At 66.2% G+C, this 14,560-nt stretch carries 14 protein-coding genes; 3 read left to right on the top strand and 11 right to left on the bottom strand.

Annotation, left to right across the window (positions count from 1 at the left end; genetic code table 11):
* The first annotated feature begins 109 nt into the window (after nt 1-109).
* Together NLR35_RS05370 and eutC are read left to right on the top strand one after the other, a co-directional pair.
* Nucleotides 110-1,495 (top strand): ethanolamine ammonia-lyase subunit EutB, encoded by a 1,386-nt coding sequence (locus NLR35_RS05370; RefSeq protein ID WP_257165516.1) that lies wholly within the window; start codon nt 110-112, stop codon nt 1,493-1,495.
* On the top strand, nt 1,495-2,274 hold the full coding sequence (gene eutC, locus NLR35_RS05365) for an ethanolamine ammonia-lyase subunit EutC (protein ID WP_257165515.1): 780 nt from the start codon (nt 1,495-1,497) through the stop codon (nt 2,272-2,274). Before NLR35_RS05370 ends, eutC begins: the two co-directional genes overlap by 1 nt.
* Before the next feature lies 1 nt (nt 2,275).
* Here the strand turns inward: eutC and NLR35_RS05360 are convergent, their stop codons facing one another.
* From NLR35_RS05360 to NLR35_RS05325, 8 genes are read right to left on the bottom strand one after another with little or no spacing between them, the layout of a single operon-like run.
* The gene (locus NLR35_RS05360) at nt 2,276-2,995 is read right to left on the bottom strand and encodes an ABC transporter ATP-binding protein (protein WP_257165514.1); all 720 of its coding nucleotides are present in this window, start codon (nt 2,993-2,995) and stop codon (nt 2,276-2,278) included.
* Nucleotides 2,988-3,743, bottom strand: a complete 756-nt coding sequence (locus tag NLR35_RS05355) for an ABC transporter ATP-binding protein (RefSeq protein WP_257165513.1) — start codon at nt 3,741-3,743, stop codon at nt 2,988-2,990. The genes NLR35_RS05360 and NLR35_RS05355 overlap by 8 nt, the downstream gene beginning before the upstream one ends.
* Nucleotides 3,740-4,741: a branched-chain amino acid ABC transporter permease gene (locus tag NLR35_RS05350; protein ID WP_257165512.1), complete on the bottom strand. Its 1,002-nt coding sequence runs from the start codon at nt 4,739-4,741 to the stop codon at nt 3,740-3,742. The genes NLR35_RS05355 and NLR35_RS05350 overlap by 4 nt, the downstream gene beginning before the upstream one ends.
* Nucleotides 4,741-5,613, bottom strand: a complete 873-nt coding sequence (locus NLR35_RS05345; protein WP_257165511.1) for a branched-chain amino acid ABC transporter permease — start codon at nt 5,611-5,613, stop codon at nt 4,741-4,743. The genes NLR35_RS05350 and NLR35_RS05345 overlap by 1 nt, the downstream gene beginning before the upstream one ends.
* Before the next feature lie 10 nt (nt 5,614-5,623).
* On the bottom strand, nt 5,624-6,889 hold the full coding sequence (locus NLR35_RS05340) for an ABC transporter substrate-binding protein (protein WP_257165510.1): 1,266 nt from the start codon (nt 6,887-6,889) through the stop codon (nt 5,624-5,626).
* A 24-nt stretch (nt 6,890-6,913) separates the two neighbouring features.
* Nucleotides 6,914-9,289, bottom strand: coding sequence for a xanthine dehydrogenase family protein molybdopterin-binding subunit (locus tag NLR35_RS05335; RefSeq protein ID WP_257165509.1), 2,376 nt, complete (start codon nt 9,287-9,289; stop codon nt 6,914-6,916).
* Nucleotides 9,286-9,822 carry a (2Fe-2S)-binding protein gene (locus tag NLR35_RS05330; RefSeq protein WP_306577253.1) on the bottom strand — a complete coding sequence of 179 codons (537 nt, stop codon included), beginning with the start codon at nt 9,820-9,822 and terminating at the stop codon, nt 9,286-9,288. The genes NLR35_RS05335 and NLR35_RS05330 overlap by 4 nt, the downstream gene beginning before the upstream one ends.
* Nucleotides 9,819-10,691, bottom strand: coding sequence for a xanthine dehydrogenase family protein subunit M (locus tag NLR35_RS05325; RefSeq protein ID WP_257165508.1), 873 nt, complete (start codon nt 10,689-10,691; stop codon nt 9,819-9,821). The genes NLR35_RS05330 and NLR35_RS05325 overlap by 4 nt, the downstream gene beginning before the upstream one ends.
* 281 nt (nt 10,692-10,972) lie before the next feature.
* Here NLR35_RS05325 and NLR35_RS05320 point away from each other — a divergent pair, with 281 nt between their 5' ends.
* On the top strand, nt 10,973-11,617 hold the full coding sequence (locus NLR35_RS05320; protein ID WP_257165507.1) for a TetR/AcrR family transcriptional regulator: 645 nt from the start codon (nt 10,973-10,975) through the stop codon (nt 11,615-11,617).
* Between the two features lie 815 nt (nt 11,618-12,432).
* On the opposite strand, the gene NLR35_RS05315 is transcribed toward NLR35_RS05320, so the two are convergent.
* From NLR35_RS05315 to NLR35_RS05305, 3 genes are all read right to left on the bottom strand, one after another.
* Nucleotides 12,433-12,642 carry a hypothetical protein gene (locus NLR35_RS05315; protein ID WP_257165506.1) on the bottom strand — a complete coding sequence of 70 codons (210 nt, stop codon included), beginning with the start codon at nt 12,640-12,642 and terminating at the stop codon, nt 12,433-12,435.
* A 186-nt stretch (nt 12,643-12,828) separates the two neighbouring features.
* Nucleotides 12,829-14,274 (bottom strand): cytochrome c oxidase accessory protein CcoG, encoded by a 1,446-nt coding sequence (gene ccoG / locus NLR35_RS05310; protein WP_257165505.1) that lies wholly within the window; start codon nt 14,272-14,274, stop codon nt 12,829-12,831.
* Nucleotides 14,275-14,318: 44 nt separating this feature from the next.
* On the bottom strand, nt 14,319-14,522 hold the full coding sequence (locus tag NLR35_RS05305; protein WP_035644227.1) for a DUF2892 domain-containing protein: 204 nt from the start codon (nt 14,520-14,522) through the stop codon (nt 14,319-14,321).
* Between the last annotated feature and the right edge of the window lie 38 nt (nt 14,523-14,560).

The raw sequence follows: 14,560 nt of genomic DNA, 5'->3' as shown, positions 1-14,560 counted from the left end.
CTTCGCGCGCTTGGTGCTTACAGGTGTGGGATGGCAGCACGCGGTTTGTGATGACGACATTTGCCGCTGATAATGACCGGACGGCGTGAGGACACAGGACAGAAGGCTCATGGGTTTTTCACACACGCTGGGCGGCACGACCTATCGCTTCGGCGACCTTCGCACTTTGCTTGCGAAGGCAACGCCGTTGCGCTCGGGCGACGTGCTCGCCGGGCTCGCGGCGCAGGATGCGGCCGAGCGTGTCGCCGCGCGGATGGCGCTTGCCGATCTGCCGCTGCGGCATTTCCTCAACGAGGCCGTCATTCCCTATGAGAGCGACGAGGTCACGCGGCTGATCGTCGACCAGCATGACAACGCCGCCTTCGCTGCTGTCGCGAGTCTGACGGTCGGCGCCTTCCGCGAATGGCTGCTGTCGGATGCGACCGATGCGGCGATGCTCGCTGCCGTGTCGCGTGGGCTCACGCCTGAAATGGTCGCTGCCGTCTGCAAGATCATGCGGCTGCAGGACCTCGTCACCGTCTCAGCCAAATGCGAGGTCGTGACCCGCTTCCGCTGCACCATCGGCCTGCCGGGAACGATGTCGACGCGGCTGCAGCCCAACCATCCGCTCGACGATCCCAAGGGCGTCGCGGCCTCGATCCTGGACGGGCTGATGTATGGCGTCGGCGATGCCACCATCGGCATCAATCCCGCGAGCGACGATGCCGACACGATGATGCGGCTGCTCGACATGATCGAGACGTTGCGATTGGCCTCCAACGCACCGATCCAGTCCTGCGTGCTCGCCCACGTCACGACCGCGCTGAAGGCGATCGAGCGCCGCGCACCGGTCGACCTCGTGTTCCAGTCGCTCGCCGGCACCGAGGAGGCCAATCGCGGCTTCGGCATCACGCTGGCGCTGCTCGACGAGGCGTACGCCGCGGCCGAAAGCCTCGGGCGCTACCCCGCCGGCGGCAACGTGATGTATTTCGAGACCGGGCAAGGCAGCGAGTTGTCCTCATCGGGCCATTGCGGCGTCGATCAGCAGACCCTGGAAGCGCGCTGCTATGCGGTGGCGCGGCGCTACCGGCCACTGCTGGTCAACACCGTGGTCGGCTTCATCGGCCCGGAATATCTCTACGACGGCAAGCAGATCATGCGCGCCGGCCTGGAGGACCATTTCTGCGGCAAGCTGCTCGGACTGCCGATGGGCTGCGACGTCTGCTACACCAACCACGCCGAGGCCGACCAGGACGACATGGACGCGCTGCTGACGCTGCTCGGCGTCGCCGGCTGCACCTACATCATGGGCGTGCCCGGCGCCGACGACATCATGCTGAACTATCAGAGCACCTCGTTCCATGATGCGCTCTATGTGCGGAAGGTGCTCGGCAAGCGCGCCGCGCCGGAGTTCGAGGCCTGGCTGGCGGCGACCGGCATCAGCGATGCACGAGGCGAGCTGCGTTTCGAGCCGGCGCGTCTGATGCCGGCGCTGCCGCTGCTGGGAGCCAAGTGATGAGCGGCACGGACGACAAGACGCTCGCGACATCGTCATCCGACGACTGGACCTGGCTGTCGCGTTACACCGAGGCGCGCATCGCCCTCGGACGCTGTGGCCCCGGCCTGCCGACATCGGCGCATCTCGCCTTTCAGGCCGCGCACGCCGAGGCACGCGATGCCGTGCTCAAGCCGTTCGATGCCGAGCAATTCACGGCGGAGATCGCCGCGCGCGGCTGGCCCGCGCTCGCCGTGCACAGCCGCGCGACGGACCGCGCCACTTATCTGCAGCGCCCCGACGAAGGCCGCCTGCTCTCGTCCGCCTCGGAAGCGTTGCTCTCCGAGCCGCGCCCGCCGGCCGATATCGCGATCGTCGTCGCCGACGGGCTGAGCAGCCGCGCGGTGCAGGTCAACGCCCTGCCCGTGCTCGAGATATTGCTGCCGCTGCTCGCGGCGACAGGCCGGCGGCTGTCGCCCGTCATCGTGGCGTCGCAAGGCCGCGTCGCGCTCGCGGACCACGTCGGCGAGCTGTTCGGCGCGTCGGCCTCGATCATCCTGATCGGCGAACGCCCGGGCCTCAGCGCCGCCGACTCGCTCGGCCTCTATCTCACGTGGCTACCGCGCCGCGGCCGCGTCGATTCCGAGCGCAACTGCATCTCCAACGTCAGGCAAGGCGGCCTGCCGCCCGCCGATGCCGCCAAGCAAGCCGCGAACCTGCTCGCGCGCATGTTCCAGCATCAAGCTGCGGGTGTCAGCCTCGCGCGCCTGCCGCAACTGCCCCCGCCCGAGGAGCGCTGACTCACACCGCGCAGTAGCGGTCCTGGATGTCCTTGTCCGCGAGCAGCGCCGCCGCACTGCTCTCATGCACGACCTCGCCCTGGTCGATGATGACGGCGCGATCGGCCAGTCGCAGCGCCCATTCGACGTTCTGCTCGACCAGCAGCAAGGTCTTGCCCTGGTCGCGCAGCCGCCGGAACAGCACGCCCATCTCCTCGACCAGCACCGGCATGATGCCTTCCGACGGCTCGTCGAGCAGCACCATGCGCGGTTGCGCGATCAAGGCGCGCGCGATCGCCAGCATCTGCTGCTCGCCGCCGGACAAGGTGACGCCCTCCTGGTCGAGCCGCTCGCGCAGGCGCGGAAAGGTCTCGGCGATCTCGGCGATCGCCGCGCGCTCATCGATGCCGGCCTTGGCCGCGACGAGCCCGAGCCGCAGATTCTCGCGCACCGACAGGCCCGGCACGATGCGCCGCTCCTCCGGCACGTAAGCGAGGCCGAGATGAAAGCGGCGATGCGCCGGCAACGGCAGCAGGTCCTGGCCGGCGAAGCGCACGCGGCCCTCGGCCTTCGGCATCAGTCCCATCACCGTGCGCAAGGTCGTGGTCTTGCCGGCGCCATTGCGGCCGACCAGCGCGACCACCTCGCCCTCGTTCACGCGCAGCGAGATGCCGTGCAGGACGTGGCTGGCGCCATACCAGGCCTGGACACGATCGAGCTCGAGCAATGCGGTCTCAGCCATAGCCTTCACTCTGTCCCAGATAGACCCGGCGCACGTCGGAATTGCTGCGGATGTCCTCCGGCTTGCCGTCGGCCAGCAGCCGGCCGTGATGCAGCACGATCACGCGCTGGCTCAGGCCGAGCACCATCTTCATCTTGTGCTCGACCAGCAGCACCGTGCGCTTTTCGGCCAGCCGCTCCAGCAGCGCGACCATCTCCTTGGTCTCCTCCGGCCCCATGCCGGCGGTCGGCTCGTCGAGCAGCAAAAGCTCCGGCTCGGACACCAGCGCGATCGCGATCTCCAGCGCGCGCTGCTGGCCATGGGCGAGATACTTGGCCTGCTCGCCGCGCTTGCCGATCAAGCCGACCGACGTCAGCGCCGCATCGGCGCGTTCGCTCAGCTCGACGAGATCGGCGCGCCGGCGCCAGATGTCATAGCTCACGCGCATCGCCTGCGCGGCGACCCGGACGTTCTCGTGCACCGACAGGTCCGGAAAGATGTTGGTGATCTGGTACGAGCGCGAGATGCCCTGGTGCACGAAGCGGTGCTGCGGCAATCCGGTCAGCTCGCGGCCCTTGAACCTCAACGTGCCCATGCTCGGCGACAGCGTGCCGGAGAGGATGTTGAAGAACGTGCTCTTGCCGGCGCCGTTCGGCCCGATGATCGAGGTCAGTTCGCCCTTGGCGAACGACACCGAGATGCCCTCCAGCGCAGTGAAGCCGCCGAAGCGGCGCCCGATGCCCTCGGCCTGCAGCAGTGCGGTGCTCATCGCCGCTCCCTCGCGAACGGCAGGACGTCCAGCAGCGTGCCCCAGATGCCCTTCGGCAGGAACAGCACGAACACCACGAAGATGGCGCCGACCACGATCTGCCAATGCGGCGTCCACAGCGACACGACATCCTCCAGGATCAGGAAGGTCGCCGCGCCGATGAACGGCCCGAAGAAGCTGCGGGCGCCGCCGAGCAGCACCATCATCACGATCATGCCGGAGGTCTGGTAGTGCAGGATATCCAGCGGGACGATCGACAGATGCAATGCCGACATGCAGCCGCCGATCGCCGAGATCGCGCCGGACAGCATGAACACGATCAGCTTGCAGCGCTCGACGTCATAGCCGCAGGCCCGCGCCCGCTGCTCGTTCTCCCGGATCGCCTCGATAACGGCGCCGAACGGCGAGTTGAGGATCCGGGACTGCACCCAGAGCGCCAACGCCGCAAACGCCATCAGGACGTAGTATTTGTTGACCGGATCGAGGAAGTTGATCTGCCAGCCGAGCAGATTGATGCGGTCGACGGTGAAGCCGCGCAGTCCGTTCTCGCCGCCGGTGAAGGACGACGCCTGCAACGCGACGTAATAGACGAGCTGGGCCAGCGCGAGCGTGACCATCGAGAAATAGATGCCGCGGGTGCGCGTCGAGATCGTTCCGATCAGCGCGGCGAGCATGGTGCTCGCCATGATGGCGAGCGGCACGGCGGCGAACCAGGGCAATCCCCAGCGGCCGATGGCGATGCCGGTCAGATACGCGCCAGTGCCGAAGAAGGCGGCGTGGCCGAACGACAGCAGCCCGGTGTAGCCGAACAGGAGATTGTAGCCCATCACCACGACGCCGTAGATCAGGACGTTGACGGCGAGCGCCTGCGACGGCAGCAGCCAGGGCAGCACAGCGAGCGCTGCGAGCGAGACCAGCACGCGGTGATCGGACAGGACAGCGAACACGCGCCGGCTGTGGGACAGCGAAGCGGCCTCGCCGGTCGACTCCACCGTCATCACGCCCTCCCCTTGAGGCCGAACAGGCCCTGCGGCCGGACCAGCAGCACGGCGGCCATCAGCGCGAACATCACGATGGTCGCCATTTCCGGCGCGAACAGCGCCACCATGCTGATGCAGATGCCGACCATCAGCCCGGCGACGACAGCGCCGACAATGGACCCAAGGCCGCCGATCACGGTCACGACGAAGGCCTCAGCCAGCACCAGCGTTCCCATCTCAGGGTTGACGCTGCGCATCGGCCCCGCGAGCACGCCGCCGAGCGCGGCAAGGCCGACGCCGAGGCCGAAGATCGCCAGCCACACCTTGCCGATGTCGACCCCGAGCACGCGCATGATCTGCGGATCACGCGCACCGGCACGGACGATGAGGCCGACGCGGGTCTTCTCCAGCATCAGCCACAGCACCAGCAGCACGACGGCGACCAGCGCGATGACGAACAGGCGATATTTCGGAAAGAAGCCGACGCCGAGATCGACGACGCCGATCAGCTGCGACGGCGTCGGAAACGGAATGCCGTCGCTGCCGAACACGATGCGCACGCCCTCGACCAGGATGTAGCTGAGGCCGAAGGTGAGCAGCAGGGGATCATCGATCGACCGGCCATACAGCCGCCGGACCAGCACGAACTCGATCAGCATGCCAAACGCGCCGACCAGCACAGGTGCGAGCAGCAGCCCCCACCAGAAGCTGCCGGTCAGCGACGCCAGATACAGCCCGGCATAGGCTCCGATCATGAACAGCGCGCCATGGGCGAAATTGACCACGCCAAGCATGCCGAACACGATGGTGAGGCCGAGCGCCGTGATCACCAGCACCGCCCCGAGGGCGATGCCGGAAAACAGCTGCATGATGATCAGCGAGAGGTCCATGCTGTCGGGATCAGGTCGCGTGACCGAGCTCGCTGCAGCTGCGCAGCATCTCGTCGGCGCCGGGGTCATTGGCCACGATCGCGAACAGGTCGTTCTCGTTGGCCATCGCCGACTTCTTCTTGGACTCGAGCACCAGCACCGACTGCACCGACTGGTGGTCGCATTTGCGGTAGTGCTGCGGGCCCTTGGTCAGGTCATATTGCAGGCCCTCCAGCGCCGCGACGACCTTGTCGGTGTCGGTGCCGCCGGCCGCCTGCATCGCCTGCAGCAGCGAGCCGACGCCGGAATAGCCATAGGCGCCGTAGTCGGTCGGGATCGCGCCGCCATTGGCCGCGCGGAACGCCTTGTTGAACTCGGCCGCGGTCTTGTTCTGGCTTTCCAGACCCCAGTAGTAATTGGCGCCGCCGACGACGCCCTCGAACACGTCAGGACCGACCGCGAGGCGCTGATTGTGCAGGATCACCGGCACCACGATCTTCATCTGCTGCTTGATGCCGAAATCGACCGCCTGCTTGATCGCGTTGGCCTGATCGCGACCGAAATTGCTGATGCACAGCACGTCCGGGCGCAGCGACATCAGGCGCGGCATGAAGGTGGAATAGTCGGCCGCGCCGAACGGATGCAGGATCTCGCCGACGCTCTCGGCGCCGATCGCGGCCTGCGCCCGTTTGAAGCCGCGCAGCATTTCATGACCATAGGCATAGTCGGCGACGAGATGGGCGACCTTCATGCCCTTCTTGATCGTCTGCCGCGCCACGGCTGCGGTGGTCATGTGCGGATTCAGCGCCTCGTGGAAGGTGTATTTGCTGAAATCCTTGGCCTCGTTGATGGTGTCGGACTGGCTGATCGAGACGTAGATCACGCCGCGGGCGCGTGTCACCTCGTTGACGGCGAGCTGCACGGCGCTGGACAGCGCGCCGACGACGGCATGCACCTTGTCCTTCTCGATCAGCTCGAGTGTCCGTGTCGCCGCCTCGCCGGCATTGAGCTTGTCGTCGCGCACCAGAAGCTCGACCTTGCGGCCCGCAATGCCGCCCTTGTCGTTGACCAGCTTGACCGCAAGCTCGGCGCATTTGACCTGGTCGCGCGCCTCGGCCGCGAACGGGCCGGTCAGCGGCGTCGGGAAGCCGATGCGGATGGTGTCATCGGCGGCACGCCCCAGCCGCGGCATCGCAAGTGCGGCGATGCCGGCCGATAGGCCCATGACAGCGGTGCGGCGGGAAAGTCCTGCTGGTCGCGACTTGGTCTCGTAGGACTTGGTCTCGTAGACTGGCATGATGTCCTCCCTCATCTCGTTTTCTTAGTAGCGGTTGAGCGCCTTGAGCACGCGCGCAGGCGTGATCGGAATGGCATTGATGGACGCGCCGAACGTCGTCAGCGCGTCATTGACGGCATTGAGCACACAGGCTGACGCCGCCGCCGTCCCGGCCTCGCCGCAGCCCTTGGCGCCCAGAATGGTGTCCGCCGTCGGGGTCTCCACGTGGTCGATGACGATATCAGGCATCTCCATCGCCATCGGCACGAGATAGTCCGCGAGCGAGCCGTTGAGCAACTGGCCGGTCTCGCCGTAGCGGCATTCCTCGAACAGCGCGGCCCCCAGCCCCTGCACCACACCGCCGCGCAGCTGCTCGTCGACCAGCATCGGATTGATGATGCGTCCGCAATCCTCGACGACGTAATGCTTCAACAGCTTGACGAACCCGGTGTCGACATCGACCTCAAGATAGCAGCCCTGGATGCCGTTGGTGAAGGCAAACGGATAGCCCTGCGGGGCGAAGTGATGGCTGACGGTCAGCTGCGCTTGGGTGCCGGGCGGCAGCGTATCGGAGCGGAAGTAGGAAATCCGCGCGATCTCGGCGACGCTGAGGCGCGGTTTCTGCGTCGCCTTGCCCACGACCTGGCCATCGACGATGTCGAGCGCCGCAGGCTGCTCCTGCAGGATGAGCCCGGCGATCTCCAGAATGTTGGCCTTGAGCTGCCGCGCGGCCTGCAGCGCGGTCTCGCCGCCGATGCCGGCGCCGCGGCAGGCCCAGGTCGCGCCGCCATGCGGCGTGACTTCGGTGTCGCCGGTCAGGATCTTGACGTGCTCCTGGGCGACGCCGAGCTGGTCGGCGACGATCTGGCTGATGATCGCCTCGGTGCCCTGTCCCTGCTCGGTCACGGAGATCGCGCAACGCACCTCGCCCGATGGCGTCAGGCTGAGCGTTGCGCCATCCTGCGACGAGATGCGCGCGCCGCCGACACCATAGAACGCCGGGCTCGGATTGGTGATCTCGACGAAGGTCGCGATGCCGATGCCGCGATGAATGCCGCGCCGGCGCAGCTCCGCCTGCTCGGCGCGCAGTGCGTCATAGTCCATGAGCCGGCGCAGCCGCTCCAGGCACGCCTGGTGCGACAGCGCCTCGAACTTGTAGCCGGTCGGCGATGCCGTCGGATAGGCGTCGTCGGCGATCACGTTGTTCGCGCGCATCGCCAGCGGATCGAGACCGACGCGTGCCGCGGCAAGGTCCACCATCCGCTCGGTGACCGCGCAGGCGATGGGATGGCCGACCGCACGATACTGGCTGGTCTGCACCTTGTTCTGGAACACGACCTCGAGCGCGGCACGGTAGGACTTGAAGTCGTAGGGCGCACCGATCAGGCGGATGACCTGGTTGCCCTCGACCACGCTGGTGCGCGGATAGGTCGAGAAGGCGCCGATCGCGGTGACGTCATGGACGTCCATGGCGAGGATCTTTCCCGCGGCATCCACCGCCATCCGCGCCTTCACCTGGTGATCACGCGCGTGAATGTCGGAGACGAACGATTCGATGCGGTCGGCGACATATTTCACCGGGCGTCCCAGCAGCATCGACAGCCCGACCACCGCCATGTCCTCGTGATAGACATGCAGCTTCATGCCGAAGGAGCCGCCGATGTCAGGCGCGATCACGCGCACGCGCGCTTCAGGAATGCCGTAGTGGCGGGAATAGAGATCCTGGAACTGATACGGCGTCTGCGTGGCGTGGTGCACCGTGAGCATGCCGCTCTCGGATTCGTAGTCCGCAATGATCGCGCGCGGCTCCAGCGTCACAGGGGTATGCCGGCCGAAGCTGAAATCCTGCTCGATCACATGCAGGGCCGACGCAAAGGCGTCATCGACACCGCCGCTGTCGAGCTGGGCGCGGAAGCAAATGTTGGAGCCAACTGCGGGATTGACCCGCTCTGCGCCCGACTGACGCGCGGCATCGAGATCCACGACCGCCGGCAGCTCCTCATAGTCGACAGAGATCAGCTCCAGCGCGTCCTCGGCGAGCGCCCTGCTCTCCGCGACGACGGCGACGACGGCCTGGCCGGCCCAGACCACGCGCTCCAGCGGCAGCGGCAGTTGCGGCTCGGAGGTCATGCCCTTGAAATGATCGAGGGTCCCGGTCCAGGGCGTGCAGATCTTGGCGAGGTCGGGACCGGTCGCGACGAGATGCACGCCGGGCAGCGCGCGCGCCGCCTCGGCGTCGATGCTGATGATGCGCGCATGGGCATGAGAGCTGCGCAGGAACGCCGCATGCAGCATGCGCGGCAGGCGGATGTCGGTGACATAGCGCCCTCGTCCCGCGAGCAGCCGCTTGGCATTCGGTCGCGGCACCGCGCGGCCGATATAAGAATTCGGACGGTCCAGCGACGTCAGCGGCGCGCTCATGACGACGAGCCCTCCGCAGGCTGCGACGCTTTGGTTGTACGTGCCTCGGCCACCGCGGCGATGGCGTCGACGATCGCCTCATACCCGGTGCAACGGCAGAAATTGCCCGAGAGCGCATCGCGGATGGTCTCTCGATCGGGCCGTGCGTCATGGCTCAGCAGGTCATGCGCGGTCATCAGCATGCCCGGCGTGCAGAAGCCGCATTGCAGCGCGTTGCGCCGGTGAAACTCGGCTTGCAGGTCGGCAATCACGCCGCTTTCGGCGAGTCCCTCGATCGTGTCGATCCGCGCGCCATCGGCCTGCACCGCGAACATCAGGCAGGCATGGACGGCGCGGCCGTCGAGCTGGACCAGGCAGGCCCCGCAGGCGCCCATCTCGCAGCCGGCATGAGTGCCGGTCAGCTCGAGCTGATTGCGCAGGCAGTCGACCAGCGTGTCCCGCGGCGCGACATCGCACGCCGTCTTGCGGCCATTGACGACCATGCGGACGCGCACGGCGTCGTCAGCTTCGTCGAGATCGCCCGCCCTGCTCATGCGGTCTCCCCGAGACGGCCAAGCAAACTGCCAAGCAAACGGCCGAGCAGCACCCGCGCCAGATGCAGACGCATCGCGGCGGGCACGTCGTCGCTGTCGTCAGGCGCGAGATCACCATCGAGCGCCGCCTGGGCCGCGGCAATGCGGTCGGCATCAAGGCAAGCTCCCGCGAGCGCGGCCTCCACAGACCTCGCGCGCGTCGGGACATTGCCGACCGAGAACAAGGCGACCCTGATGTCCGCGATCAGATCCTGCTCGACCGTCGCGATCATGCCGCAGCCGACCAGCGCATAATCCCCGCGGCGACGCGCCAACTCGTCGAACGCAATGCGCTGGTTGGCGCGGAACAGCGGCACATGAACCGCGACCAGCAGCTCGCCGGGGGCGAGCGCCGTCTCGAACAGATCGACGAAGAACTCATCGGCGCCGACGCGCCGCCGGCCGGCCGGACCGGCGATCTCCATCTCCGCGCCGAGCGCCAGGACGACCGCTGGAAATTCCGAGGCCGGATCGGCCAGCGCGACGCTGCCGCCGAGCGTCCCGCGATTGCGGATGGCGGGATGGGCGACGTAGGGCGCGGCAGCCCGCAGCAGCGGCGCGAACTGCGCGATCAGCGGCTCGGTCAGCATCTGGCAATGCCGCGTCAGCGCGCCGATGCGCAGCCATTCGCCCTCGCGGGTCACGCCGCTGAGATCGTCGATGTGGTTGATGTCGATCAGCAGGCGCGGCGCCTGCAGCCGTAGCGCCAGGGCCGGCACGAGGCTTTGTCCGCCGGCGATGAAGCGCGCCTCATCGCCGCTCCGCGCAGCCGCGTCGAGCGCCTCGTCGATCGTGCGTGCACGAAAATAGCTGAAAGCCCGCGCTTTCATCCGTTTCCTCGCCTCAAGGGCTCATCGGCGGCTCATCAGCCCGGACCGCCAAATTTGTGACCATCTGGTCTCAAAACAGTTGCACGACGTTGCCGCCGCGGTCAACCAGAAACGAACGATTGGTCACAAAACTGCTTTCGGCTATCACATACGCATTGCGGCAAACCGACAAGATCATGGCCAAGCCCCCGAAGACAGCCGACGCAAACAAGACGGCAAACCGCGCCCGCGCCGCACGCGCGTCCCAACCGGGCAACTTGCCGCAGCCACGGCGCCGCAACATGCGCGCGGCCGATCGCGAGCGGCTGATCGTCGATGAAGCGATCCGCTTTTTCGCCGAGCGCGGCTTCGAAGGTCAGACCCGGGAGCTCGCCAAGCGCATGGGCATCGCGCATTCGGTGATCTACCGGCACTTTCCGTCCAAGGAAGCACTGATCGAGCGGGTCTATCAGGAGGTCTATCTCAGCCGATGGTCGCAGGACTGGGGTCCCCTGATCCGCGACCGCAGCCGGCCGCTGCAGGCGCGCCTCACGAGCTTCTATCTCGACTACGTCGCGCGCGTGTTCGAGTACAATTGGGTGCGGATCTTCGTGTTCTCCGGAATGAAGTCGTTCGGCATCACCGGCCGCTATCTCGATCTCGTCCGCCAGGAGATCATCGAGCCGGCCGCGATCGAGCTGCGTCACGAATTGAAGCTGCCGGATGCCGGCACCTGCCCGCTCGAAAGCCGCGAAACGGAAATGTTATGGGGTCTGCACGGCCGCATCTTCTATCTCGCGATCCGGAAGTTCATCTATGAGACGCCGGTGCCGCCCGATCTGGAGCAGACCGTTCGCGACGCGATCCTGCTGTTCATGGACGGCGCGCGCGTGGCGCTTCCGAGGCTCCTGCAGGAGCGCGCCGCTCGCCCCGCACCCGGCGTCTAGGCGAGCGTTTTCGAAGTCCCGGCAAATTGAACATGTAACCCCGGCCGTCCGCGGAAACGGACGATCCAGCACGCCGTGACACCTCGGTGAATCTCTTCCGCCGCGGAGGACTGACAGCCCTCTGCGCGCCCCCCCCCAAATAACTGCAGTCATCTGGCCCGACGGGCGACTCAGCCATGGTGGCCAGCGCTGCTGGCAGACCCTGGCGGCCGTCGCACCCGGGAAGATTCTTCGCAAGCAGGATCAACATCATGGCCGTCGCGACATGCTGCCTTCGCCATTTTTCACTTTCGCTTTTACCGAATTTATGGTTGAGTGTCGCCGTCCCGCCTCGGCAAGAGGGGCGCATCGCGATCGTCACGACGCGCGAGGTGGGATGCGGTGGCCGCGATCATGCTGCAGCGTGCTTCAGTGCGCGCGGACGAACGGCTGATGGCGGACGTGAAGACGCGTGGTCCTGGCGCCCCGAAGCTGGCGCCAAGCTCGCGACGATGCTGGCGCATCGCGCGGGCGACGGTGGCTAACAAGCCGGACACCGGGGAGATCGCGTTATAAGCGTGAAAACCATCGCGCGGGGAATGCCGGGATGTCTCGGCTGAACCTGTGGTGACTGCCGCCTGCTTTTCTTTCTGCAGGCGGGCCATGGGTGCGGCCAGCGCCCGGCATTCCCCGCGCCCTCTTCTTCGACAGGGCGGAACGGACTGGAGCATCCCGGACGCATCTGCGCCGCGGGATCGCGTCACGACGTCTCGTTCTGCGATCCCCGCTTTTGCGCTGTTTGATTTCCGTGAACGTCTCAGTCCGGCCCGTCGCCCTCAGGCGGTACGGCCCCGCCCGTTGCGGCTGATCTTCGCGGCGACGAGATAGGACAGCGGCATTGCGACCACGAAGCCGACCAATGCCGCGAGCGGCAGATCCTTCATCGGACTTCCGACCGGGCCCTGCACCGTCAACAACGCCGTCACCGCGGTGCCCGCGAGCACGGTGCCCAACATGACCCAGATGAGAATTGCGACCTTGAACATCTGTTCTTCTCCGTCAGCAGGAAACATCGATCCCTTGACGTGGCGATGCTCTGCCTGCGACCCGCGCTCATCATTGATCTGGAACAACCGAACTCAGCAAAGAAAAAGGGAGGAGCGGCTGCTCCTCCCTTTCTTTCACCAGCTTCTCGGCTGTTCGGCGCAACATGCGCTGGCCGAGCGTCGCCCCTATCGCGTCGGCGGCACGAAGTGATCGTGCTTGCTCACCGACGTGCCGGTCGCGGGATCGGTGATCCTGATCTCGATATCGACAGGCGCCGGCGGCAGGTCGGCCCCCTTGGCTTCGATCGACATGCGGATCTCCCTGGTCTGGTCCTGGCCGACATCGATCAGCATGCGGCCGTCGGCCTCGCGCGTCTCACCGGCCACAGTCACCTTGGCATTGGGCAGGCCGACGACGTCGAGCACGAAGTCGCGCGCGCCGCGTTTGTTGAGGAGGCGCACCGTGTAGTCGTTGCGCACGCCGCCGTCCGAGAGTTGCACGAACAACGGGTTGCGCTCGTGCAGCACGTTGATGCCCATCGTGCCGCGCGTCGCCAAGGTATACATCATGATGCTGCCGACGATTGCGATGAAGCTGGCATAGATGATCGTGCGCGGGCGGATGATCCGGTAGATCTCCGGCTTGCCCTCGCGGCGCCTGGCCACGTTGATGTCGGTGTCGTAGCCGATCAGGCCGGTCGGCCGGCCGATCTGCGTCATCACGCTGTCGCAGGCGTCGATGCACAGGCTGCACTGGATGCAGCCGAGCTGGATGCCGTTGCGGATGTCGACGCCGGTCGGGCAGACATTGACGCATTGATGGCAGTCGACGCAATCGCCGGCCGGCGCGCCCTGCAGCCGCGCCGCCTCGGCCTTCTTGACCGACATGCGCGGCTCGCCGCGATCGCCCTTGTAGGTGACGTTGAGCGCCCATTCGTCGGTCAGCGCCGCCTGGATGCGCGGCCATGGGCACATGTAGATGCACACCTGCTCGCGGGCATGACCGGCAAACACGTAGGTCGTCGCAGTGAGAATGCCGATCCACAGATACGCCGTGAACGGCGCCTGGAAGGTGGCGAGGTCCTTCACAAGGGTCGGCGCGTCATCAAAGTAGAGCACCCAGGCGCCGCCGGTCCACCAGCCGATCATGATCCAGAGGAAGTGCTTGGTGGCAACCTTGCGGATGTGGCTGAACGTCCAGCCACGCTTGTCGCCGAGCATGCGCTCGCGCCGGTCACCCTCGACCCAGCGCTCGACGGCGTAGAACAAATCGGTCCAGACCGTCTGCGGGCAGAGGTAGCCGCACCACAGCCGGCCCGCGACCGCGTTCATCAGGAACAGGGCGACGGCGGCAATGATCAGCAGGCCGGTGAAATAATACACCTCCTGTGGCCACAGCTCGATGAAGAAGAAGTAGAATCGGCGATGCGGGAAATCGACCAGCACCGCCTGGTTCGGCATTCCGGGTCCGCGATCCCAGCGTACGAACGGCAGCAAATAGTAGATGCCGAGCGTGATGCAAAGGATCGTCCATTTGATCCGCCGGAAGCGGCCGTGCACGGCTGCCGGATAGACCTTGTCGCGCGCCTTGTAGAGCGGCCCGACAATATAGGTTTCGTCCGAGTCAGCCATGATGTCCTCGCTTCATCGTCATCTCGCCCCACCTTCTTGGCCGTTCAGGAGAATGCGTTGCCGCTGCGCAACCCAAGCTTCTTGAACACGATCGCCGCCGGACAGAAGCCGGTGAACGAAGCCTGGATCATGTTCACGCCCGCAAAGGCCGTGAGCAGGAACCAGTACGGATTGACATACCAGCCGAGCGCGAGGCCGAGCAGGACGACGAACCCTGCGAAGGTGAGAACTGCTTTGTCGACGTTCATGGCATAGTCCCTCATGGTTGCATTTGAGCGTAATCAAG

It is taken from the genome of Bradyrhizobium sp. SRS-191 (assembly GCF_024586915.1).
In the GTDB taxonomy this organism is placed as follows: Bacteria; Pseudomonadota; Alphaproteobacteria; order Rhizobiales; family Xanthobacteraceae; genus Bradyrhizobium.
The sequence above is the reverse complement of the archived record's forward strand: the minus strand, read 5'-3'. Positions and strand labels throughout refer to the sequence as shown.